An 18,940-nucleotide genomic window follows, 5' to 3' on the forward strand; every position below is an offset into this window, starting at 1 on the left:
GGATCACTCCCATCGGAAGAAGCGGGCGGCCAGGGCCAACCCGGCGGCCGCCCACACCGCCAGGACCAGCAGCGGGCCGCCGGGGAACGCCGCGCCGTCGCGCAGGACGTCGCGCAGCCCCTCGGCCAGCGCCGAGATCGGCAGCAACTCCAGCGCGTCCCGTATTCCCGCGGGGAACTCGTCCAGGGGGAACACCACGCCGCCCACCGCGAGCAGCAGGATGTAGACCAGGTTGGCGGCGGCGAGGGTGGCCTCGGCGCGCAGGGTCCCGGCCATGAGCAGCCCGAAGCCGCTGAACGCGGCGGTGCCCAGCAGCACCAGCGCCAGCACCGACAGCGGGTCGCCGTGCGGGCGCCAGCCCATGGCCGCGGCGACCGAGCAGATCACCGCCGCCTGCAGCACCTCCACCGCGACCACGGTGAGGGTCTTGGCGGCGATCAGCCCGGACCGCGGCAGGGGGGTGGCGCCGAGCCGTTTGAGGACGCCGTAGCGCCGCTCGAAGCCGGTGCCGATGGCCTGGCCGGTGAACGCGGTGGACATCACCGCCAGGGCCAGGATGCCGGGCGTCAGGAAGTCCACGCGCGGCCCCGGGCCGAGGTCCAGCAGGGACGTGGCGCCGAACAGCGTCAGCAGCACCACGGGGATGATCAGCGTGAGCAGCAGCTGCTCGCCGTTGCGCAGCAGGGTCCGCAGCTCGTAGCCGGTCTGCGCGAGGATCATGCGCGGGACGGGCGCGGCGCCGGGCGCGGGGGTCAGGTCGAGGGCGTCCTGCCGCGCGGGCTCGTGCGCGGTCTCGTGCGGGGCGGGGGTCATGACCGCAGCTCCCGTCCGGTCAGTTCCAGGAAGACGTCCTCCAGCGTGCGGCGCTCGATGCGCAGGTCCTCGGTCATGACGCCGTGGGAGGCGCACCAGGCGGTGACGGTGGCCAGCAGTTCGGGGCTGACCTCCCCCTCGACCAGGTAGTGCCCGGCGGGCGACTCCTTGGCGGCGCTGCCCGGCGGCAGCGCCGCCAGCAGCTCCTCCAGGCCCAGGCCGGGGCGCGCGCGGAAGCGCAGCTGCCGCTCGGCGCCGGTCAGCTCGGCCGGGCTGCCCTCGGCGACGACGCGGCCGTGGTCGACGATGACGACGTGGTCGGCGAGGCGCTCGGCCTCCTCCATGTGGTGCGTGGTCAGCACGATCGACACCCCGGCGGCGCGCAGCCGCCCGACCAGCTCCCAGGTGGCGTGCCGGGCCTGGGGGTCCAGCCCGGTGGTGGGCTCGTCGAGGAACACCAGCTCGGGACGTCCCACGACGGCCACCGCCAGCGACAGCCGCTGCTGCTGCCCGCCCGACAGGCGCCGGAACGGCGTGCGCGCGTGCGCGGCCAGTCCGAGCAGGTCGAGCAGGGCGGCCGGGGCCAGCGGACGGGTGTGGAACGAGGCGACCAGGCGCAGGAACTCGCCCGCGCGTGCCGTGCCGGGCACGCCGCCGGACTGCGGCATCACCCCGACCAGCGGCTTCAACGCGCGCGCGTCGGCGACCGGGTCGAGACCCAGCACGCGGACCGTTCCGGCGTCGGCGCGGCGGAACCCCTCGCAGATCTCGATCGTGGTGGTCTTGCCCGCGCCGTTGGGGCCGAGCAGCGCGGTGACGGCTCCCCGGGCGGCGCGCAGCGACAGACCGTTCACCGCGACGGTCCGGCCGTAGCGTTTGACCAGGCCGTCCAGCTCGAGCGCGCTGCCTCCGGGGGGTGCCATGGAGTCGAGTTTAGGTCCGGGCGCCGACACGGCCGTGCCCGGTGTCCCGGATACGGCCCCGCACCCGCCCCGCGGACGCTCCCGCTGACCCTCGCCGGCCCTTCCGGCCGCGGCCCGTCGTCGCCGCCACCCGATCCGGACTGTCAAAGGTCAGGCACGAGTCAATAAACTGGCTGTTTACGTGCAAGTTTGCGTTGGGGGGAAGACATGGCGCTGTCGCCGTCGGAGTGGCAGATCCTGAAGGAGCTCGCCGAACGGACCGCCGCCGAGGACCCGGACTACGTCCAGCGGCTGGCGACCTTCGGCAGCCACGAACCGTGCGAGGCCGCCGTGCCGGCACGCGGGCGGGTGCTGGTGCCGGCTGTGGCGGCGGGCGCCCTGGTGGTGCTGGGCTTCGTGGTGACCGCCGTCGCGGTCGCGGGGTTGGAGGCCGCGGGCGGGCGCAGGCGCGCCTCGTCCGGCCGTTTCCGCCGCTGAGCCGAATACCCCGCGGTCATTTTTGTTCAGTGTGACTGCTGTGACTCGAGAGGAAAGTGAAACGGCGCGCGAACCCCGTCGCACACGCCGCTCGCCACTTCTTAGGTAAGCCTTACCTGTGTGACCTACAACATCGGGATCGGGTTGGTCGCGGGGAAGGAATTACGGCACACTGATGTTGTGAAAAACGTGAGCGAGGAACCGACGAGGACGCAGACCGCCGCCGCGCGGTCCGGCGTGCCGTCGCAGGGCCACGCCATGGGGGCGGGGGAGCGGCACGGCACGGCCGAGCGCGACACCCGCGCCCGGGTGGCGCGGCTGATCCTCGAGCACGGCCCGATCACCGCCTCCGCGCTGGGCGAACAGGTGGGGCTCACGCCCGCCGCGATCCGGCGGCACCTGGACGCGCTGCTCGCCGAGGGGATGATCGAGGTCCGCCGGGCCCGGCCGCAGGCGCGGCGCGGGCGCGGCCGCCCGGCCAAGTGGTTCGCCATCACCGACGCCGGGCGCAGCGCGTTCGTGCACGCCTACGACGACCTGGCGACCGCGGCCCTGCGCTTCCTGGCCGAGAAGAACGGCGACCGCGCGGTGGCCGAGTTCGCCCGCCGGCAGATCGCCGACCTGGAACGGCGCTACCACCCGGTCGTGCAGGCGGCCCCGCCCCACCAGCGGGTCCGCAAGCTGGCCGAGGCGCTGTCGGGCGACGGGTACGCGGCGGCCGCGGCCGAGGCGCCCCGCCCCGGCGGCGGCGAGCAGCTGTGCCAGCACCACTGCCCCGTCGCGCACGTGGCGGCGGAGTTCCCGCAGCTGTGCGAGGCCGAGACCGAGGCGTTCAGCCGCCTGCTGGGCACACCCGTCCAGCGCCTGGCGACGATCGCCCACGGCGACGGCATCTGCACGACCCACGTGAGCCCGCGGTCCCTGTGCGAGGGGGCCGCCGCGTCGCCGTCCGAGCGGTCGCAGGCCTCGCCGTCTCCGGCGGCGGACGCGGGGAGTGGCTCCCCCGAAATGAATCTGACCAGTGACGAGGAGTCCGGGAGGACCTCCCTATGACCACGGCAGCCCACCCCGAACTGGAGGGGCTCGATCGGTACAAGTTCGGTTGGGCCGACCCCGACACGGCCGGCGCGTCGGCGCGCCGCGGCCTGAACGAGGAGGTCGTGCGCGACATCTCGGCCAAGAAGGGCGAGCCCGACTGGATGCTGGACCTGCGCCTCAAGGGGCTGCGGCTGTTCTCCAAGAAGCCGATGCCCACCTGGGGTTCGGACCTCTCCGACATCGACTTCGACAACATCAAGTACTTCGTCCGCTCCACCGAGAAGCAGGCGGCGAGCTGGGAGGAACTGCCCGCCGACATCAAGAACACCTACGACAAGCTGGGCATCCCCGAGGCCGAGAAGCAGCGGCTGATCGCCGGCGTGGCGGCCCAGTACGAGTCCGAGGTGGTCTACCACAAGATCCGTGAGGACCTTGAGGAGAAGGGCGTCATCTTCCTGGACACCGACACCGGGCTGCGCGAGCACCCGGAGCTCTTCCAGGAGTACTTCGGCTCGGTGATCCCCGCGGGCGACAACAAGTTCGCCTCGCTGAACACGGCGGTGTGGTCGGGCGGCTCGTTCATCTACGTGCCGCCGGGCGTGCACGTCGAGATCCCGCTGCAGGCCTACTTCCGGATCAACACCGAGAACATGGGCCAGTTCGAGCGGACCCTGATCATCGTCGACGAGGGCGCCTACGTGCACTACGTCGAGGGCTGCACCGCGCCGATCTACAAGTCGGACTCGCTGCACTCGGCGGTCGTGGAGATCATCGTCAAGAAGGACGCCCGCTGCCGGTACACGACCATCCAGAACTGGTCGAACAACGTCTACAACCTGGTCACCAAGCGCGCCGTCGCCTACGAGGGCGCCACCATGGAGTGGATCGACGGCAACATCGGCTCCAAGGTCACCATGAAGTACCCGGCGGTGTACCTGCTGGGCGAGCACGCCAAGGGCGAGACGCTGTCGATCGCGTTCGCCGGCGAGGGCCAGCACCAGGACGCGGGCGCCAAGATGGTGCACGCCGCGCCCAACACCTCCTCCACCATCGTCTCCAAGTCGGTGGCGCGCGCCGGCGGCCGCACCTCCTACCGGGGCCTGGTGCAGATCCAGGAGGGCGCCCAGCACAGCAAGTCCACCGTCAAGTGCGACGCGCTGCTGGTCGACCAGATCAGCCGGTCCGACACCTACCCGTACGTGGACGTGCGCGAGGACGACGTGGAGATGGGCCACGAGGCCACCGTCTCCAAGGTGTCGGAGGACCAGCTGTTCTACCTGATGAGCCGGGGCCTGAGCGAGGACGAGGCCATGGCGATGATCGTGCGCGGGTTCGTCGAGCCGATCGCGCGCGAGCTGCCCATGGAGTACGCGCTGGAGCTGAACCGGCTGATCGAGCTGCAGATGGAAGGGGCGGTCGGCTGATGGGCCTGGAGTCCGGCACGCCGGTGTCGACCCTGCACGAGAGGGCGTCCTACAAGGTCGGCGACTTCGAGGTGCCCACCGGCCGCGAGGAGGAGTGGCGGTTCACCCCGCTGCGCCGCCTGCGCGGCCTGCACAACGGCACCGCCGCCGAGGGCGGCAAGGTCATCGTGGACGTGGAGGCCGCGCCCGAGGTGACGGTGGAGACCGTCGGCCGCGACGACGAGCGCCTGGGCAGGGCGTACGTCCCGGCCGACCGGGTCAGCGCGCAGGCGTGGGAGTCGTTCGACCGCGCCACCGTGATCACCGTCCCGAAGGAGACCGTGGCGACCACGCCGACCGTGGTGCGGCTGCGCGGCGAGGACGCCTCCGGCGCCGTCTACGGGCACACCACCGTCGTGGTTGAGCCGTTCGCCGTGGCGACCGTGGTGCTCAGCCACCGCGGCTCGGCCACCTACGCCGACAACGTCGAGTTCGTGGTCGGCGACGGCGCGTCCCTGTCGGTGATCAGCCTGCAGGACTGGAACGACGACAGCGTCCACGTGTCCCACCAGCACGCCCGGCTCGGCCGCGACGCCCGCTTCACCGGGCACAACGTGTCGCTGGGCGGCGACCTGGTGCGGATCTCCCCGTCGGTGTCCTACACCGGTCCCGGCGGCGACGCCGAGCTGTACGGGGTGTACTTCGTCGACGGCGGCCAGCATCTGGAGCACCGGCTGCTGGTCGACCACGCCGTCCCGCACTGCCGCAGCCGCGTCGACTACCGCGGCGCCCTGCAGGACCAGGACGCGCACGCGGTGTGGATCGGTGACGTGATCATCCGCGCGGAGGCCGAGGGCACCGACACCTACGAGCTGAACCGCAACCTGGTGCTGACCGACGGCACCCGGGTCGACTCGGTGCCCAACCTGGAGATCCTCACCGGCGAGGTGGTCGGCGCCGGGCACGCCTCGGCGTCCGGCCGGCTCGACGACGAGCACCTGTTCTACCTGCAGGCCCGCGGCATCCCCTGGGACGAGGCGCGCCGCATGGTGGTGCGCGGGTACCTCGGCCAGCTGATCGACAAGATCGAGGTCGCCGAGGTGCGCGAGAAGGTCGCCGAGGCGATCGAGGCCGAGCTGGACCAGGGGGCGGGTGAGTGATGCCGTACGTCAAGGTCTGCCCGCTCGCCGACGTCCCGGCCGACGGGGCGCTCGGCGTCGAGGTCGGCGACACCCCGGTGGCGCTGGTCCGCACCGGCGACGAGGTGTTCGCCGTCAACGACATCTGCTCGCACGCCGAGGTGTCGCTGTCGGAGGGCGAGGTGTACGACGGCACGATCGAGTGCTGGCTGCACGGCTCGTGCTTCGACCTGCGCACCGGCAAGCCCACCAACCCGCCCGCCACCCAGCCGGTCGCCACGTACCGGGTGAAGGTGCAGGACGGCGACGTCTACGTCTCGCTCGACGGCGACGACGAGTAGCCCGCCGACTCGGGCGACGAGCGGCCGCCACCACGAGACCGGCTCCGGACACGACAGAGAGTTCACAAGAGACATGGCCACCCTAGAGATCCGCGACCTGCACGTCTCCGTCGGCGAGGGAACCGACGGGGCCAAGGAGATCCTGCGCGGGGTCGACCTGACCGTGCGGTCCGGCGAAACCCACGCGATCATGGGGCCGAACGGCTCCGGCAAGTCCACCCTCGCCTACGCCATCGCCGGTCACCCCAAGTACGAGGTGACCGCGGGCACCGTCACGCTGGACGGCGAGGACGTCCTGGCGATGAGCGTCGACGAGCGCGCCCGCGCCGGGCTGTTCCTGGCGATGCAGTACCCGGTCGAGGTGCCGGGCGTGTCGGTGTCGAACTTCCTGCGCTCGGCGGTCACCGCGGTGCGCGGCGAGGCGCCCAAGCTGCGCGAGTTCTCCAAGGAGATGCGGCAGGCGATGCAGAACCTGTCCATCGACCCGGCGTTCGCCCAGCGCAGCCTGAACGAGGGCTTCTCCGGCGGCGAGAAGAAGCGCCACGAGATCCTGCAGCTCGAGATGCTCAAGCCCAAGATCGCGGTGCTGGACGAGACCGACTCCGGCCTGGACGTCGACGCCCTGAAGGTCGTCTCCGAGGGCATCAACCGCTTCGGCTCGGGCACCGACACCGGCGTGCTGCTGATCACGCACTACACCCGCATCCTGCGTTACGTGAAGCCCGACTTCGTGCACGTGTTCGCGGGCGGCCGGGTCGTCGAGGAGGGCGGTCCGGAACTGGCCGAGATCCTCGAGAACGAGGGCTACGAGAAGTACGTGAAGGCTGGCGCGTCACTATGAGTCTGCTGCCCGAGGAGATCAAGAAGGACTTCCCGCTGCTGTCGCGCACCGTGCGGGGCGGGCGGCCGCTGGTCTACCTCGACTCGGGGGCCACCTCGCAGAAGCCGACCGCGGTGCTGGACGTCGAGCGGGAGTTCTACGAGCGGCACAACGCCGCCCCGCACCGCGGCGCGCACCTGCTGGCCGAGGAGGCCACCGAGCGGTACGAGGCGGCGCGCGCCACCATCGCCTCGTTCATCGGCGGGACGCCCGGCGAGATCGTGTTCACCAAGAACGCCACCGAGGCGCTCAACCTGGTGGCGTACGCGATGAGCAACGCGGCCACCGCCGGTCCCGAGGCCGAGCGGTTCCGCGTGGGGCCGGGCGACGAGATCCTCATCAGCGAGATGGAGCACCACGCCAACCTGGTGCCGTGGCAGCAGCTGTGTCAGCGCACCGGCGCCACGCTGCGCTGGTTCGAGCTGACCGAGGACGGCCGTCTCGACCTCGACGATCTCGACACGCTGCTCAACGAGCGCACGAAGCTGGTGGCGCTGACGCACCAGTCCAACGTGCTGGGCACCGTCCCGCCGATCGAGCGGATCGCCGAGCGCGCCCACCAGGTCGGCGCGCTGCTGGTGCTGGACGCCGCGCAGTCGGTGCCGCACCAGCCGGTGGACGTGTCCCGGCTGGGCGCCGACTTCCTGGCCTTCTCCGGGCACAAGATGCTCGGCCCCACCGGCATCGGCGTGCTGTGGGGCCGCCGCGAGCTGCTGGAGGCCATGCCCCCGTTCATCACCGGCGGATCGATGATCGAGGTGGTGCGGATGGAGGGCTCGACGTTCGCGCCGCCGCCGCAGCGCTTCGAGGCGGGCGTGCCGATGACCGCGCAGGCCATCGGCCTGGCCGCGGCGTGCGACTACCTCACCGGCATCGGCATGGACCGCGTGCACGCCCACGAGGAGGCGCTCGTCGCCTACACGCTGGAGCGGCTCGGCGAGATCCCCGGCGTGCGGGTCGTCGGCCCGCTCACCACCGAGGCGCGCGGCGGCGCGGTGTCGTTCACCGTGGACGACATCCACCCGCACGACGTCGGGCAGGTCCTGGACGAGCTGGGCGTGGCGGTCCGCGTCGGCCACCACTGCGCCTGGCCGATCTGCCGCCGGTACGGCATCCCCGCCACCACCCGGGCGACCTTCTACCTGTACAACACCCTGGCGGACGTGGACTCCCTGGTCGACGGGGTGCGCAAGGCGCAGGAGTTCTTCGGAAGACGCTGAGCCCCGCGCCGGTTGTACCCCCAGACGGACGTCTCCGGCGCCCCGCCCCGGCGGGAACGTCCATCGGAAGGAAAGGAAGCCATGCAGCTTGAGGCGATGTACCAGGAGGTCATCCTGGATCACTACCGCAACCCCCACAACAAGGGGCTGCGGGAGCCGTACGAGGGCGAGGCGCACCACGTCAACCCGACCTGCGGCGACGAGGTGACGCTGCGGGTGCACCTGGAGGGCGACGGCCAGGACGCCCGCGTCGCCGACGTCTCGTACGACGCCTTGGGCTGCTCCATCAGCCAGGCCAGCGCCTCGGTGATGACCGACCTGCTGATCGGCCGGTCGGTCAAGGAGGCGATGGCCGTCGGCGACGAGTTCCTGGCCCTCATGCAGTCGCGCGGCCAGGGCGAGCCGGACGAGGACGTGCTGGAGGACGCGGTCGCGTTCGCCGGGGTGTCCCAGTACCCGGCCCGGATCAAGTGCGCCCTGCTCGCCTGGATGGCGTGGAAGGACGCGACCGCCCGAGCTCTCGGAGAGGCATCATGAGCGACATTCCCGGCACCGACACCCAGCCCGCCGCCGACACCCCGGCGGCCGGCGAGGGGGGCGTCGCCGAGGAGGAGATCCTGGAGGCGCTCAAGGACGTGGTCGACCCCGAGCTGGGCATCAACGTCGTGGACCTCGGCCTGGTCTACGGCGTCCACCCGGATGCGGACGCGATCACGTTGGACATGACGCTGACCAGCGCGGCCTGCCCGCTCACCGACGTCATCGAGGACCAGGCCGCCAGCGCGCTGGACGGCATGTTCAAGGACGTGCGGATCAACTGGGTGTGGCTGCCGCCGTGGGGTCCCGACAAGATCACCGAGGAGGGCCGCGAGCAGCTGCGCGCCCTCGGCTTCAACGTCTGACCCGCCGGCGGACCGCGTCCGGGGCCGCCACGCGCGGCCCCGGACGCGTCCCGGCGCCGGTATCCGGCCCGCCCGTCGTCACCAGCGGGATCCGCCGCGACCGCTCGTCACGGCCGCGTCCCGCCCGTCCCCGCCGCCGTCGCCGTGGTCCTCGCGGTCGCCGTGGTCCTTGGGACGGGCCGGCCACAGCGTGTGCGTGATCGGCCACAGCGACCAGATCGCCAGGATCGTCGTCAGCCGCAGCGCCCAGCCGAGCAGCGCCTCGGTGCGGTCGGCGTCGCCCACCATCGCGATCATGCCGAGCAGCACCCCGCAGCCGATCGTCCAGGCGATCGCCGCCTTGCCGAACTCGCGCCATTCGTAGCGGGTGCGCTCGGGGGCGTACCGCGGTTTTCCCTTGGGCGGCGGCCCGCCGGCGAAGCGGTGCGCGAACCGCTCGTCCGCCCACCGCACCCAGCTGTGCCCGAACGCCACCGAGTAGCCCAGGTAGGCCGCCGAGAGCCCGTGCGCGAACCCGGCCGTGGCGCCGCCGCGCAGGTCGATCACCGTGGCGGTCAGCAGCACCACGTCCAGCAGCGGGACGCTCACCAGCAGCACGGCGCTGACGCGGTTCCACCGCAGCAGGTAGCGGGTGGCCAGCCCGGCCGCCAGCAGCACCCAGAAACCGATCTCGCAGGCGGCGATGATCGCCAGGAGCATGGTCCCTCATTCCCTCGTCGCCCGGCCGTCGCCGGGCGTCCTCCCAAGCATCCCGGCGGAGACGGGCGGAGTCCTCGGCGCAGATGACGAAACCCGGGGTCCTACGAACGATGTACGCGGCCCCTCACCCAGGCGGAGCCCGGCAGCCCCCGGAGGATGCTGAGATAGGAACGTGCCGCCCCCCGCGCTCACCGCCGCCCGCCGTCTCACCGTGACGCGACAGGACACCCTGATCGCCGTCGCCGCGCTGGCCGGCGGCCTGCTGATGCTGAGCGTGCACGGCTACGCGCGCTGGAGCGACGTCTGGGATCCCGGCGTGGGCTGGCGGGCGCTGCCGCTGGTGGGGATGTGCGCGGCGATGGCGTTCCGGCGCACCGCCCCGCTCCCGGCGCTGGCCTGGGCCACCCCGTTCAACATCCTCGACCTGGCCATGGGCATGAGCTTCGCCGTCGTGGTCATCTACGGCGACGCCCTGTACGCGGCCGCCGTGTACGGGCGGCGGCGCCACGTCGGGGAGTGGCTGCTGGGCGCGACCACGGCGGTGACCCTGGTGGTGATGGCCGTCGTGGGCGTCGGCTGGCACACCTTCGCCGGCGCCGTCATCGCCGGGGCGGTGGCGGGCGTGAGCTGGGCCATGCCGGTGATGACCGCCATGGCCGTGCGCGAGCACCGGGAGAAGGCCGAGGCGCAGCGGCTGCGCGCCGAGCAGATGGCGCGCCTGGCCGAGCTGGACCGGCGCACTGCCGTCGCCGCCGAACGCGCCCGCATGGCCCGCGAGCTGCACGACGTGATCGCCAACCATCTCAGCGCCGTGGCCCTGCACTCCTCGGCCGTGCTGAAGATGCCCCACCTGGACCGCGCCGACGTGCAGCGGTCCATGGAGGTGATCCGCGACAACAGCGTGCGGGGGCTGGCGGAGATGCGGCGCATGATCGGGCTGCTGCGCGACGACGGCGGCGAGGAGCCCGATCCGGCCGCCGCGCCCCGCCTGGAGGAGCTGGACGACCTGGTCGCGCGGACGCTGCGGTCCGACCTGGACGCCCGGCTGACGGTGGCCGGGCGGGCGCGCGAGCTGCCCGCCGCCGTGGAGCTGGCCGCCTACCGCATCGTCCAGGAGTCGCTGACCAACGCGCTCAAGCACGCCGGCCCCGGCAGGGCCGAGGTGCTGCTGGAGCACCGGCCCGGCAGCGTCGCGATCACGGTGCGCAGCCCGCTCGGGCCGGACGGCTCCCGCCTGCCCGGGTCCGGCAGCGGCCTGGTGGGGATGCGCGAGCGCGCCGCCGTGCTGGACGGGACGTTCGCCGCCGGGCCCGAGGGCGCCGCCTGGGTGGTGCGGGCCGAGCTGCCGACCGCGCCGCCCGCCTCCGACGCCGACGACACCGACCGGGTCAGGGAGACGACCGCGTGATCAGGGTGCTGGTGGCCGACGACCAGGCGGCCGTGCGGGCGGGGCTGGTGCTCATCCTGGGCGCCGCCCCCGGCGTCGAGGTGGTCGGCGAGGCCGCCGACGGGGAACGGGCCGTGGCGCTGGCCCGGGAGCTGCGCCCGGACGTGGTGCTCATGGACGTGCGGATGCCCCGCCTGGACGGCGTGTCGGCCACCCGGGAGATCTCCGGGTTCGCCGACGTGCTGGTGCTGACCACGTTCGACCTGGACGAGTACGTCTTCGGCGCGCTGCGGGCGGGCGCGGCCGGGTTCCTGCTCAAGGACGTCGACGCCGACCGGCTGGTGGACGCGGTGCGCACCGTCGCGGCCGGGGACGGGGTGATCGCGCCCCGGGTGACCCGCCGGCTGATCGGCGCCTTCGCCGCGCGGCGCCCCGACCCGGCGACGCGTCCCGACCCGGACGCGCTGGCCGCGCTGACGCCGCGGGAACGCCAGGTGTTCGCCTGCCTCGGCCAGGGCCTGACGAACGGGCAGATCGCCGAGCGGCTCGCCATGGCGGAGACGACCACCAAGACGCACGTCAGCCGCATCCTGTCCAAGCTGGGGCTGCGCAGCCGGGTCCAGGCGGCCATCCTCGCGCAGGAGGCCGCCACTGACGGCTTTTCGCCGCCGATCACGCATTCGGAGCGGGCCGGGGACGAGTGACCGCTCCACGGCCCTCTCAGCGCGCCGATCACGCGCAGGGGCCGGGGCGGGGGCTCAGGGGGACAGGCTGCGGATCAGGTCGGCGACGCGGACGATTCCCAGGCAGCGCCCCACCTCGTCGGTCACCACCAGGTCGTCGTACACGCGCTCGTTCTCGCGGCCCGCGGCGCGCAGGGCGGCGATGGCCGGCACCGTCCGGGGGACGACGCGCGGCGGGTCGGCCAGCCGCACCGCGGGCTTGTGCGCGTGCAGGGCGTGCCCGTACGCGCCCGACAGCTGCAGCAGGAAGCGGGTGCGGTCCACCGTGGCGCGGGGGCGCTGCCCCTCGTCCACCAGCACCACGCTGGTGGTGCCGGTCTCGGCGGTGAGGACGGTGAGGACCTCGTCGGCGGTCGTGGTCACGGGAAGCGTCATGGCGGGCAGCGTGAACTCCGACACCCGCGGCCCCAGCGTCGTCTCGGGGCGCGGGGAGCGAGGCTCCTCCCTGGCCGCCACCGGCACGGTGATGCGCATGCCGGGCCGCCACTCCGGCGGCGCCAGCGCCGGTCCCTGCACCAGCCGCACGCCCGCCTCCCGCGCCTGCAGCACGTGCTCCTCGGTGGCCAGGCCGGGGGCGAGCACGTGGGTGCCCAGCCGGTGCGTCAGCTCCACCAGGGCCGTCACCAGCGCGGCGCGGCGCTGGTCGGAGCCGGTGCGGCGGGCCAGGTCGGCGTCGATCTTGACCAGGTACGGGACGGCGTCGACGAGCAGGTCCAGCGGCACGGGGGAGGCGCCGAGCCCGCCGAGGCCGACGAGGTAGCCCGCGCGGCGCAGCCCCTGCAGGCCGCCGACCACCGCGGGACGGTGCGCCGGGTGGAACGCGCCGGACACGCAGACGATCACCTCGCCCGGGCGGCGCCCGGTCTCGGCCAGCCCGTGGTGCAGGCCCGCCAGCGTCGCCTCGCCGTGCGCGAGCGTCGCGGCGCGGATGCCGACCTGCAGCGGCAGCCGGGTGCCCAGCTCGGCGGCGGCGCGGGCGGCCCCCACCGCGCGGCGCACGTCCTCGGCGGCGGGGTCCGGGCGCGCCGCGGGCGGCTCCCCCTGCCCGGGGCCGCAGTGCGCCTCCACCGCGACGACCGCGCCGGTGCCGAGGTCGACCACCGGCTGGAACACGGCGCGCGCCGGAAGCAGGACATTTGGGGCGGACACAGCGGCATCATGCCGCTCCTACCAGGCCGAATCCACAGTTGTCAGGAGAAGTTAACGCACTATTCGTCCGGATCGGCGGCACGGGCGGCGCCGTTCACGCTAAAAGATCAAGACGGCCGCGCGCCCGGCCGCCCGGCTCACAGGGAGCGGCCGCCGAACGTGGCCGACAGCGCGTAGGTCACCCCGGCCAGCGCCGCCAGCCAGGCGTACGGCACGATGTCGGCGCCGCGCAGCCCCTGCACGATCACCGCGGCGACGACGGCGCCGGTGAGCACGTCCCCGGTCAGGGCCGCCGCGCGGACGTGCGAGCGGGCCCGGTGCCCGGATCCGAACCCCTCGCTGCCCGGCAGGGCGGGTTCGAACCGCCGGTACCCGAGCAGCAGGGCGTAGCCGGCCAGCACTCCCAGGGCGACGAGCCCGGTGCCGGCCCGGTCGTCGGCGGCGAGCAACGCCGCGACCACCACTCCGGCGGCCAGGGTCAGTCCGGGTACGGCCCAGCGGCTGAGGCGACGGCGTTCGGGCGCGATCCACATGCCGGCCATCTTTCCGGATCGGCGCGCTGATCAGGAGGGCAACGCGCCGGGCGCGGACGGACACGGATCCGCCGGCACCGCCGCGGGGGCGGTGCGCCCCGGTATGTTCTGTGCTCGTGGCGCGATTCCGATTGAACGGCTCGAAGATGCTGGCCGTCGAGCTGGCCGGGGACACGATCAGGGCGCTCAACGGCTCCATGGTCGCCTACGACGGCCAGATGACGTTCAAACGCCAGGGCATCTCCGGCGGCGAGGGGCTGCGCGGCGCGCTCAAGCGCCGGATCGCCGGAGAGAGCATGACGCTCATGGAGATCACCGGCCAGGGCACCGTGTACCTGGCCAGCGAGGCGACCGAGGTCACCCTCGTCCCGCTGAACGGCGAGACCTTCTTCGTGGAGTCCGAGAGCCTGCTGGCGCTCGACGGGCGGCTGCAGACGGGCGTGCAGTTCGTGGGGCTGCGCGGCATGGGCACCGGGCAGGGCCTGGCCACCACCAAGGTGGACGGGCACGGCACCGTGGCGATCCTGTCCGAGGGGCCCGCCATCGCCCTGGAGGTCACCCCGCAGACGCCGCTGAGCGTCGACCCGCACGCCTACGTGGCGCACTTCGGGCGGCTGCGGCAGGACGTCGTCACCGACGTCAACTGGCGCACGGTGCTCGGCCAGGGCTCGGGGGAGAGCGTGCAGTTCCGGTACCAGGGGCACGGCGTCGTCTACGTCCAGCCGGCCGAGCGCGGCGGAATTCTGGAGATCTGAGCATGCCCGGATATCAGTCGATCACCTCCAAGATGGTGCGGGTGCCGATCGGGCCCGGACAGGAGGTCTACAGCAGGCGCGGCGCCATGCTCGCCTACACCGGACGGGTGCGCTTCGCCCCGTCCACCACCGCGGGGCAGGGCATCGCGGGCACCCTCGGCCGCGCCGTCGCCGGTGAGCGCACCGAGATGATGCACGTCACCGGGCAGGGCAGCGCGATGTTCGGGCACGCCGGGCTGGAGGTCACCGTCGTCGAGCTGTCCGGCGGCGACACCCTGTACGTCGAGGCCGACCGCCTGCTGGTGCACGACGCGAGCCTGCGGGTCGGCACCATGTTCCTGGGCGAGCAGGGCGGCATCGGCGGGGTGATCCGCGGCGCGGTCAGCGGCCAGGGCCTGTTCACCACCACGCTCACCGGCGACGGCTCGTGCGCGCTGCTGACGCACGGCGGCGTCATGGAGATGCCGATCACGCCGCAGCGGCCGGTGCACGTCGACCCGCAGGCGTACGTGGCGCACCGCGGCCGGCTCCAGAACAAGCTGACCACGGCGGTGGGCCTGCGCGACCTGATCGGCCGCGGGTCCGGCGAGGGCTTCCAGCTGCAGCTCAGCGGCGACGGCGTCGTCTACGTGCAGCCGAGCGAGAGGAAGATCTGACACCGTGACGACCCCCACCTCCACCCCCACGTTCAACGCGGCCACGCTGCCCGCCAACGACAACGTCAACGCCTACTCCTTCTGCGTGGACCTCAACGGCCAGTGGTTCGCGCAGAAGGGCAAGATGATCGCCTACTACGGCGACATCCGCTTCGAGTCGCTGTCGGCCGGGCCGCTGGACGCGCTGGTCGCCGCCCACTTCCACTCGCCGCTGTACTCCCAGGACTGGATCGTCGCGCAGGGACGGGGCAAGCTGCTGCTGGCCGACCGCGGCTTCGACGTCAACTCCTACGACCTGGACGAGGGGAACCTGACCATCCGGGCCGGGAACCTGCTGGCGTTCGAGCCGGGCCTGGAGCTCAAGCAGTCGATCATCCCGGGGTTCCTGACGCTGATCGGCACGGGCCGCTTCGTGGCCGCCTCCAACGGCCCGGTGCACTTCGTCGAGCCGCCGATCCGGGTCGACCCGCAGGCGCTGCTGGGCTGGGCCGACTGCCCCTCGCCCTCCCACCACTACGACCACTCCTACATGCGGGGCGTGATGGGCGCGGCGCGGTCGATGTTCGGCATCGGCGGCACCTCGGGGGAGGAGCACCAGTTCGACTTCACCGGGCAGGGCACCGTGCTGATGCAGTCCTCCGAGGTGGTCGCCAGTGAGGACACGCTGCTGCGCGACCTGGAGGGCCAGATCGGCGTGCTCGGGGTGTCCGGGCTGCAGCGCCTGCACCACACGATCGGCCAGCGCCTGGCCGCCGAACGCCAGGACTGACCGCCGAAACGCCAGGGCGGCCGCCCGGCCGCCGGGACCTGCCGCCGGCGGAGCCGGCGGGGACGGAGACGGCGGCCGGCCGGCCCGCCCGCACGCGGCCCGCGCCGGCGTCACACCGAGTCGGGCATCCGGTCCGGCGGCCGGACGAGGCGGAACTCGGCGCCGAACGGGTCCCTGACGTGCGCCATGCGGCCGTACGGGGAGTTCCACGGGTCGCCTTCGAGCGAGCCGCCCGACGTCTGCACGGTGCGCACCGTCGAGTCGACGTCGTCGACCTCGAAGTAGCTCAGCCAGTACGAGGACACGGTGTCCGGCTCGCCGTGGATGCCGCCGACCTCGTGGCCGTCGGGCCGCCGCAGCAGCGTGTAGTCCAGCTCGCCCGCGATCGGCTCGGTGGTGTAGCGGAACAGGTTCCGGTAGAACTCGCGGGCCTCGTCGGCGTCGCCGGTCACCAGCTCGTTCCACACCAGCGCGCCGGGTTCGTTCACCAGCCGCGCGCCGATGTGGGTGCGGCCCTGCCACAGGCCGAGCGGGGCGCCCACCGCGTCGGTGACGATCGCCATCCGGCCGAGCTCCATGACGTCCATCGGCTGGTGGACCACGCCGCCGCCCGCGTCGGCGGCCCGCTTGACCGCGCCGTCGCAGTCGTCGGTGGCGAAGTAGACGGTCCACCGGATCCCGGCGGCGCCCTCGTCGGGGGCGCGCATGACGCCCGCGACCGGCTCGCCGCGCAGCAGGCACAGGTGGTAGCCGCCGGCCTCGGGTCCCTGGTCCCGGAACTCCCACTCCAGGACGTCGCCGTAGAACCGCCTGGCCGCCTCCAGGTCCGGGACGCCCATGTCCAGCCAGGTGGGCGTGCCTTCGGGTTGGGTGGTGGTGACGTGGCTCATCGAGCTCCCCCCTCGTGCGCTCGTCCCCCACGTCGCATCGCCCGTCCCTCCCATCCTGACATCCCGGAACTTTCCCCGGGGGCCCGCGCAGGCGGCGCGCGAGGTTCGGAATCCGGTTGCGCGCGTCTCGTACACTGATCAGATGGTTTCGCTCCCGAGCTGACAGGCCCCTGGGCGCGTCGTGGTCACGGACCGTGACGCGCCTCGTGCTGCCGCCCGTCCGTCGAACCTCTCCGTCAGGGAGCCCTGTCTACCGTGATCACTGTCAACGACATCGAGCTGCGCGCCGGATCCCGGCTGCTGATCGAGGGCGCCACGTTCCGCGTCAACCCGGGCGACCGGGTGGGCCTGGTGGGCCGCAACGGCGCCGGCAAGACCACCCTCACCCGCGTGCTGGCGGGGGAGGCGCTGCCCGCCGCGGGCGGCGTCACCCGTTCGGGCACCCTCGGCTACCTGCCGCAGGACCCGCGGGAGGTCGACCTGGAGGAGACCGCCCGCGACCGGATCCTGTCGGCGCGCGGGCTGGACGAGGTGCTGCGCGACCTGCGGGCGGCCGAGGAGGCGATGGCCACCGCCGTCGACGGCGACCGCGACCGCGCGGTGCGCCGCTACGGGCGGCTGGAGGAGCGGCTGCACGTGCTGGGCGGGTACGCGGCCGAGGCCGAGGCCGCGTCCATCGCCTCCAGCCTGGGCCTGCCCGACCGGGTCCTGGGCCAGCCCCTGGGCACCCTGTCGGGCGGTCAGCGGCGCCGCGTCGAGCTGGCCCGCATCCTGTTCTCCGGCGCCGACACGCTGCTGCTGGACGAGCCCACCAACCACCTGGACGCCGACTCGATCCTGTGGCTGCGCGACTTCCTGCGCTCTCACCAGGGCGGCCTTGTGGTCATCAGCCACGACGTGGGCCTGCTGGACGCGGTGGTCAACCGGGTGTTCCACCTGGACGCCAACCGCTGCGTCATCGACGTCTACAACGTCGGCTGGAAGACCTACCTGACCCAGCGCGAGACCGACGAGCGGCGGCGCAGGCGCGAGAGCGCCAACGCCCAGCGGCAGGCGGCGGCGCTGCTGGCGCAGGCCGACAAGATGCGCGCCAAGGCCACCAAGGCCAAGGCGGCCCAGCAGATGGACCGCCGGGCCCGGCAGTTGCTGGCCGGGGTGGAGGGCGAGCGGCGGGCCGACAAGGTCGCCAAGATCCGCTTCCCGGATCCGGCGCCGTGCGGCCGCACCCCCCTCACCGCGGAGGGTTTGTCGAAATCGTACGGATCTTTGGAGATTTTCACCGACGTGAGCCTGGCCGTGGACCGGGGCAGCCGGGTCGTCGTCCTGGGCCTGAACGGCGCGGGCAAGACGACGCTGCTGCGCCTGCTGGCCGGGGTCGACAAGCCCGACTCCGGCACGGTCGTCGCCGGGCACGGGCTGCGCATCGGGTACTACGCCCAGGAGCACGAGACCCTGGACGTCGAGCGGTCCGTGCTGGAGAACATGCAGTCGGCGGCGCCCGGGCTGGCGCCGGTGGAGGCCCGCAAGATCCTGGGCTCGTTCCTGTTCTCCGGCGACGACGTCGACAAGCCCGCCGGGGTCCTGTCGGGCGGCGAGAAGACCCGGCTGGCGCTGGCCACGCTGGTGGTCTCCAGCGCCAACGTGCTGCTGCTGGACGAGCCCACCAACAACCTCGATCCGGCCAGCCGGGAGGAGATCCTGGCGGCCCTGCGCACCTTCGCCGGAGCCATCGTCCTGGTCACCCACGACGAGGGCGCCGTGGAGGCGTTGCGACCGGACCGGGTGATTTTGCTGCCGGATGGTGTCGAGGACATCTGGAGTGACGAGTTTGCCGATCTGGTGGCACTTGCGTGACCTGCAGGGCAGCTTCTGCAGATCTTTTCTGGCGGAGTGGGTAGCCGAACGCGCGGGAATGACTGATCATGGCGGGGGATAACGCAGCGGTCACCACATCACTACGGGAGGTACTCGTGGCCGAGACCCTTAAGAAGGGCACCCGCGTGACCGGTGCCGAGCGCGACAAGCTGGCGGCCGAACTCAAGAAGAGGTACGACTCCGGCGAGAGCATCCGCGCCCTGGCAGCCGCCACCGGTCGCTCGTACGGTTTCATCCACCGGATTCTCACCGAGTCCGGCGTCAACCTGCGGGGGCGCGGCGGCGCGACCCGCGGCAAGAAGTCCTGACCGGACGATAGACCCCCGGAGGAGCGCACCGTCCGACCCG

22 protein-coding genes are annotated in these 18,940 nt (G+C 72.8%); 16 read left to right on the plus strand and 6 right to left on the minus strand.

The window, feature by feature from the left end; translation table 11 throughout:
* Positions 1-3 precede the first annotated feature (3 nt).
* Both ABZ801_RS14385 and ABZ801_RS14390 read right to left on the minus strand, forming a co-directional pair.
* Entirely contained in the window at positions 4-813 is an 810-nt protein-coding gene (locus ABZ801_RS14385) for an ABC transporter permease (RefSeq protein WP_360697550.1), read from the minus strand.
* The gene (locus ABZ801_RS14390; protein WP_344944902.1) at positions 810-1,736 is read right to left on the minus strand and encodes an ABC transporter ATP-binding protein; all 927 of its coding nucleotides are present in this window, start codon (positions 1,734-1,736) and stop codon (positions 810-812) included. Before ABZ801_RS14390 ends, ABZ801_RS14385 begins: the two co-directional genes overlap by 4 nt.
* A 207-nt stretch (positions 1,737-1,943) precedes the next feature.
* On the opposite strand from ABZ801_RS14390, the gene ABZ801_RS14395 reads away from it, so the two are divergent.
* The 9 genes from ABZ801_RS14395 (at position 1,944) to ABZ801_RS14435 (ending at position 9,136) form a co-directional block, all read left to right on the plus strand.
* Positions 1,944-2,213: a DUF3040 domain-containing protein gene (locus ABZ801_RS14395; protein WP_344944904.1), complete on the plus strand. Its 270-nt coding sequence runs from the start codon at positions 1,944-1,946 to the stop codon at positions 2,211-2,213.
* Positions 2,214-2,471: 258 nt separating this feature from the next.
* Positions 2,472-3,266, plus strand: a complete 795-nt coding sequence (locus tag ABZ801_RS14400; protein WP_344945130.1) for a metalloregulator ArsR/SmtB family transcription factor — start codon at positions 2,472-2,474, stop codon at positions 3,264-3,266.
* The gene (gene sufB / locus ABZ801_RS14405; protein ID WP_360697555.1) at positions 3,263-4,675 is read left to right on the plus strand and encodes a Fe-S cluster assembly protein SufB; all 1,413 of its coding nucleotides are present in this window, start codon (positions 3,263-3,265) and stop codon (positions 4,673-4,675) included. Before ABZ801_RS14400 ends, sufB begins: the two co-directional genes overlap by 4 nt.
* Complete coding sequence (sufD, locus tag ABZ801_RS14410; RefSeq protein ID WP_360697558.1) at positions 4,675-5,814, plus strand: Fe-S cluster assembly protein SufD; 1,140 nt, start codon at positions 4,675-4,677, stop codon at positions 5,812-5,814. Before sufB ends, sufD begins: the two co-directional genes overlap by 1 nt.
* A complete protein-coding gene (locus tag ABZ801_RS14415) occupies positions 5,814-6,134 on the plus strand; it encodes a bifunctional 3-phenylpropionate/cinnamic acid dioxygenase ferredoxin subunit (protein WP_344944912.1) in 321 nt (106 codons plus the stop codon). The genes sufD and ABZ801_RS14415 overlap by 1 nt, the downstream gene beginning before the upstream one ends.
* A 73-nt stretch (positions 6,135-6,207) precedes the next feature.
* Positions 6,208-6,975, plus strand: a complete 768-nt coding sequence (sufC, locus tag ABZ801_RS14420) for a Fe-S cluster assembly ATPase SufC (RefSeq protein ID WP_344944915.1) — start codon at positions 6,208-6,210, stop codon at positions 6,973-6,975.
* Positions 6,972-8,234, plus strand: a complete 1,263-nt coding sequence (locus tag ABZ801_RS14425) for a cysteine desulfurase (protein WP_344944918.1) — start codon at positions 6,972-6,974, stop codon at positions 8,232-8,234. Before sufC ends, ABZ801_RS14425 begins: the two co-directional genes overlap by 4 nt.
* A gap of 81 nt (positions 8,235-8,315) precedes the next feature.
* Positions 8,316-8,771, plus strand: coding sequence for a Fe-S cluster assembly sulfur transfer protein SufU (sufU, locus tag ABZ801_RS14430; RefSeq protein WP_344944920.1), 456 nt, complete (start codon positions 8,316-8,318; stop codon positions 8,769-8,771).
* Positions 8,768-9,136 (plus strand): metal-sulfur cluster assembly factor, encoded by a 369-nt coding sequence (locus ABZ801_RS14435; RefSeq protein ID WP_344944923.1) that lies wholly within the window; start codon positions 8,768-8,770, stop codon positions 9,134-9,136. Before sufU ends, ABZ801_RS14435 begins: the two co-directional genes overlap by 4 nt.
* A 78-nt stretch (positions 9,137-9,214) precedes the next feature.
* On the opposite strand, the gene ABZ801_RS14440 is transcribed toward ABZ801_RS14435, so the two are convergent.
* A complete protein-coding gene (locus ABZ801_RS14440; protein WP_360697564.1) occupies positions 9,215-9,835 on the minus strand; it encodes a hypothetical protein in 621 nt (206 codons plus the stop codon).
* Positions 9,836-10,007: 172 nt separating this feature from the next.
* Between ABZ801_RS14440 and ABZ801_RS14445 the strand changes: the two genes are divergently transcribed.
* On the plus strand, positions 10,008-11,243 hold the full coding sequence (locus ABZ801_RS14445; protein ID WP_360697567.1) for a histidine kinase: 1,236 nt from the start codon (positions 10,008-10,010) through the stop codon (positions 11,241-11,243).
* Positions 11,240-11,926: a response regulator transcription factor gene (locus ABZ801_RS14450; RefSeq protein ID WP_360697570.1), complete on the plus strand. Its 687-nt coding sequence runs from the start codon at positions 11,240-11,242 to the stop codon at positions 11,924-11,926. The genes ABZ801_RS14445 and ABZ801_RS14450 overlap by 4 nt, the downstream gene beginning before the upstream one ends.
* A gap of 54 nt (positions 11,927-11,980) precedes the next feature.
* Here the strand turns inward: ABZ801_RS14450 and ABZ801_RS14455 are convergent, their stop codons facing one another.
* Positions 11,981-13,114 (minus strand): EAL domain-containing protein, encoded by a 1,134-nt coding sequence (locus ABZ801_RS14455; RefSeq protein WP_360697573.1) that lies wholly within the window; start codon positions 13,112-13,114, stop codon positions 11,981-11,983.
* Positions 13,115-13,251: 137 nt separating this feature from the next.
* On the minus strand, positions 13,252-13,647 hold the full coding sequence (locus tag ABZ801_RS14460) for an ABC transporter permease (protein ID WP_344944936.1): 396 nt from the start codon (positions 13,645-13,647) through the stop codon (positions 13,252-13,254).
* A gap of 116 nt (positions 13,648-13,763) precedes the next feature.
* Between ABZ801_RS14460 and ABZ801_RS14465 the strand changes: the two genes are divergently transcribed.
* Genes ABZ801_RS14465 through ABZ801_RS14475 form a run of 3 tightly spaced genes read left to right on the plus strand, consistent with a single transcriptional unit; the run spans position 13,764 to position 15,827 of the window.
* Entirely contained in the window at positions 13,764-14,402 is a 639-nt protein-coding gene (locus ABZ801_RS14465; RefSeq protein ID WP_360697576.1) for an AIM24 family protein, read from the plus strand.
* 2 nt (positions 14,403-14,404) lie between these two features.
* Positions 14,405-15,058 (plus strand): AIM24 family protein, encoded by a 654-nt coding sequence (locus tag ABZ801_RS14470; protein ID WP_344944941.1) that lies wholly within the window; start codon positions 14,405-14,407, stop codon positions 15,056-15,058.
* 4 nt (positions 15,059-15,062) lie between these two features.
* The gene (locus ABZ801_RS14475) at positions 15,063-15,827 is read left to right on the plus strand and encodes an AIM24 family protein (RefSeq protein ID WP_344944944.1); all 765 of its coding nucleotides are present in this window, start codon (positions 15,063-15,065) and stop codon (positions 15,825-15,827) included.
* A 110-nt stretch (positions 15,828-15,937) separates the two neighbouring features.
* Here the strand turns inward: ABZ801_RS14475 and ABZ801_RS14480 are convergent, their stop codons facing one another.
* Positions 15,938-16,717, minus strand: coding sequence for a VOC family protein (locus ABZ801_RS14480; protein ID WP_360697581.1), 780 nt, complete (start codon positions 16,715-16,717; stop codon positions 15,938-15,940).
* A gap of 255 nt (positions 16,718-16,972) precedes the next feature.
* Between ABZ801_RS14480 and ABZ801_RS14485 the strand changes: the two genes are divergently transcribed.
* On the plus strand, positions 16,973-18,571 hold the full coding sequence (locus ABZ801_RS14485) for an ABC-F family ATP-binding cassette domain-containing protein (RefSeq protein WP_344944950.1): 1,599 nt from the start codon (positions 16,973-16,975) through the stop codon (positions 18,569-18,571).
* A gap of 116 nt (positions 18,572-18,687) precedes the next feature.
* Positions 18,688-18,900 (plus strand): helix-turn-helix domain-containing protein, encoded by a 213-nt coding sequence (locus ABZ801_RS14490; RefSeq protein ID WP_012852589.1) that lies wholly within the window; start codon positions 18,688-18,690, stop codon positions 18,898-18,900.
* The last annotated feature ends 40 nt before the right edge of the window (positions 18,901-18,940 follow it).

This window comes from Actinomadura sp. NPDC047616 (assembly GCF_040642915.1).
Lineage (GTDB): Bacteria > Actinomycetota > Actinomycetes > Streptosporangiales > Streptosporangiaceae > Spirillospora > Spirillospora miaoliensis.

Bases quoted from the DNA above. Each gene is read 5' to 3' on its own strand.
- ABZ801_RS14385 (WP_360697550.1), bottom strand. From the start codon at position 813: ATGACCCCCGCCCCGCACGAGACCGCGCACGAGCCCGCGCGGCAGGAC.
- ABZ801_RS14390 (WP_344944902.1), bottom strand. From the start codon at position 1,736: ATGGCACCCCCCGGAGGCAGCGCGCTCGAGCTGGACGGCCTGGTCAAA.
- ABZ801_RS14395 (WP_344944904.1), top strand. From the start codon at position 1,944: ATGGCGCTGTCGCCGTCGGAGTGGCAGATCCTGAAGGAGCTCGCCGAA.
- ABZ801_RS14400 (WP_344945130.1), top strand. From the start codon at position 2,472: ATGGGGGCGGGGGAGCGGCACGGCACGGCCGAGCGCGACACCCGCGCC.
- sufB (WP_360697555.1), top strand. From the start codon at position 3,263: ATGACCACGGCAGCCCACCCCGAACTGGAGGGGCTCGATCGGTACAAG.
- sufD (WP_360697558.1), top strand. From the start codon at position 4,675: ATGGGCCTGGAGTCCGGCACGCCGGTGTCGACCCTGCACGAGAGGGCG.
- ABZ801_RS14415 (WP_344944912.1), top strand. From the start codon at position 5,814: ATGCCGTACGTCAAGGTCTGCCCGCTCGCCGACGTCCCGGCCGACGGG.
- sufC (WP_344944915.1), top strand. From the start codon at position 6,208: ATGGCCACCCTAGAGATCCGCGACCTGCACGTCTCCGTCGGCGAGGGA.
- ABZ801_RS14425 (WP_344944918.1), top strand. From the start codon at position 6,972: ATGAGTCTGCTGCCCGAGGAGATCAAGAAGGACTTCCCGCTGCTGTCG.
- sufU (WP_344944920.1), top strand. From the start codon at position 8,316: ATGCAGCTTGAGGCGATGTACCAGGAGGTCATCCTGGATCACTACCGC.
- ABZ801_RS14435 (WP_344944923.1), top strand. From the start codon at position 8,768: ATGAGCGACATTCCCGGCACCGACACCCAGCCCGCCGCCGACACCCCG.
- ABZ801_RS14440 (WP_360697564.1), bottom strand. From the start codon at position 9,835: ATGCTCCTGGCGATCATCGCCGCCTGCGAGATCGGTTTCTGGGTGCTG.
- ABZ801_RS14460 (WP_344944936.1), bottom strand. From the start codon at position 13,647: ATGTGGATCGCGCCCGAACGCCGTCGCCTCAGCCGCTGGGCCGTACCC.
- ABZ801_RS14470 (WP_344944941.1), top strand. From the start codon at position 14,405: ATGCCCGGATATCAGTCGATCACCTCCAAGATGGTGCGGGTGCCGATC.
- ABZ801_RS14480 (WP_360697581.1), bottom strand. From the start codon at position 16,717: ATGAGCCACGTCACCACCACCCAACCCGAAGGCACGCCCACCTGGCTG.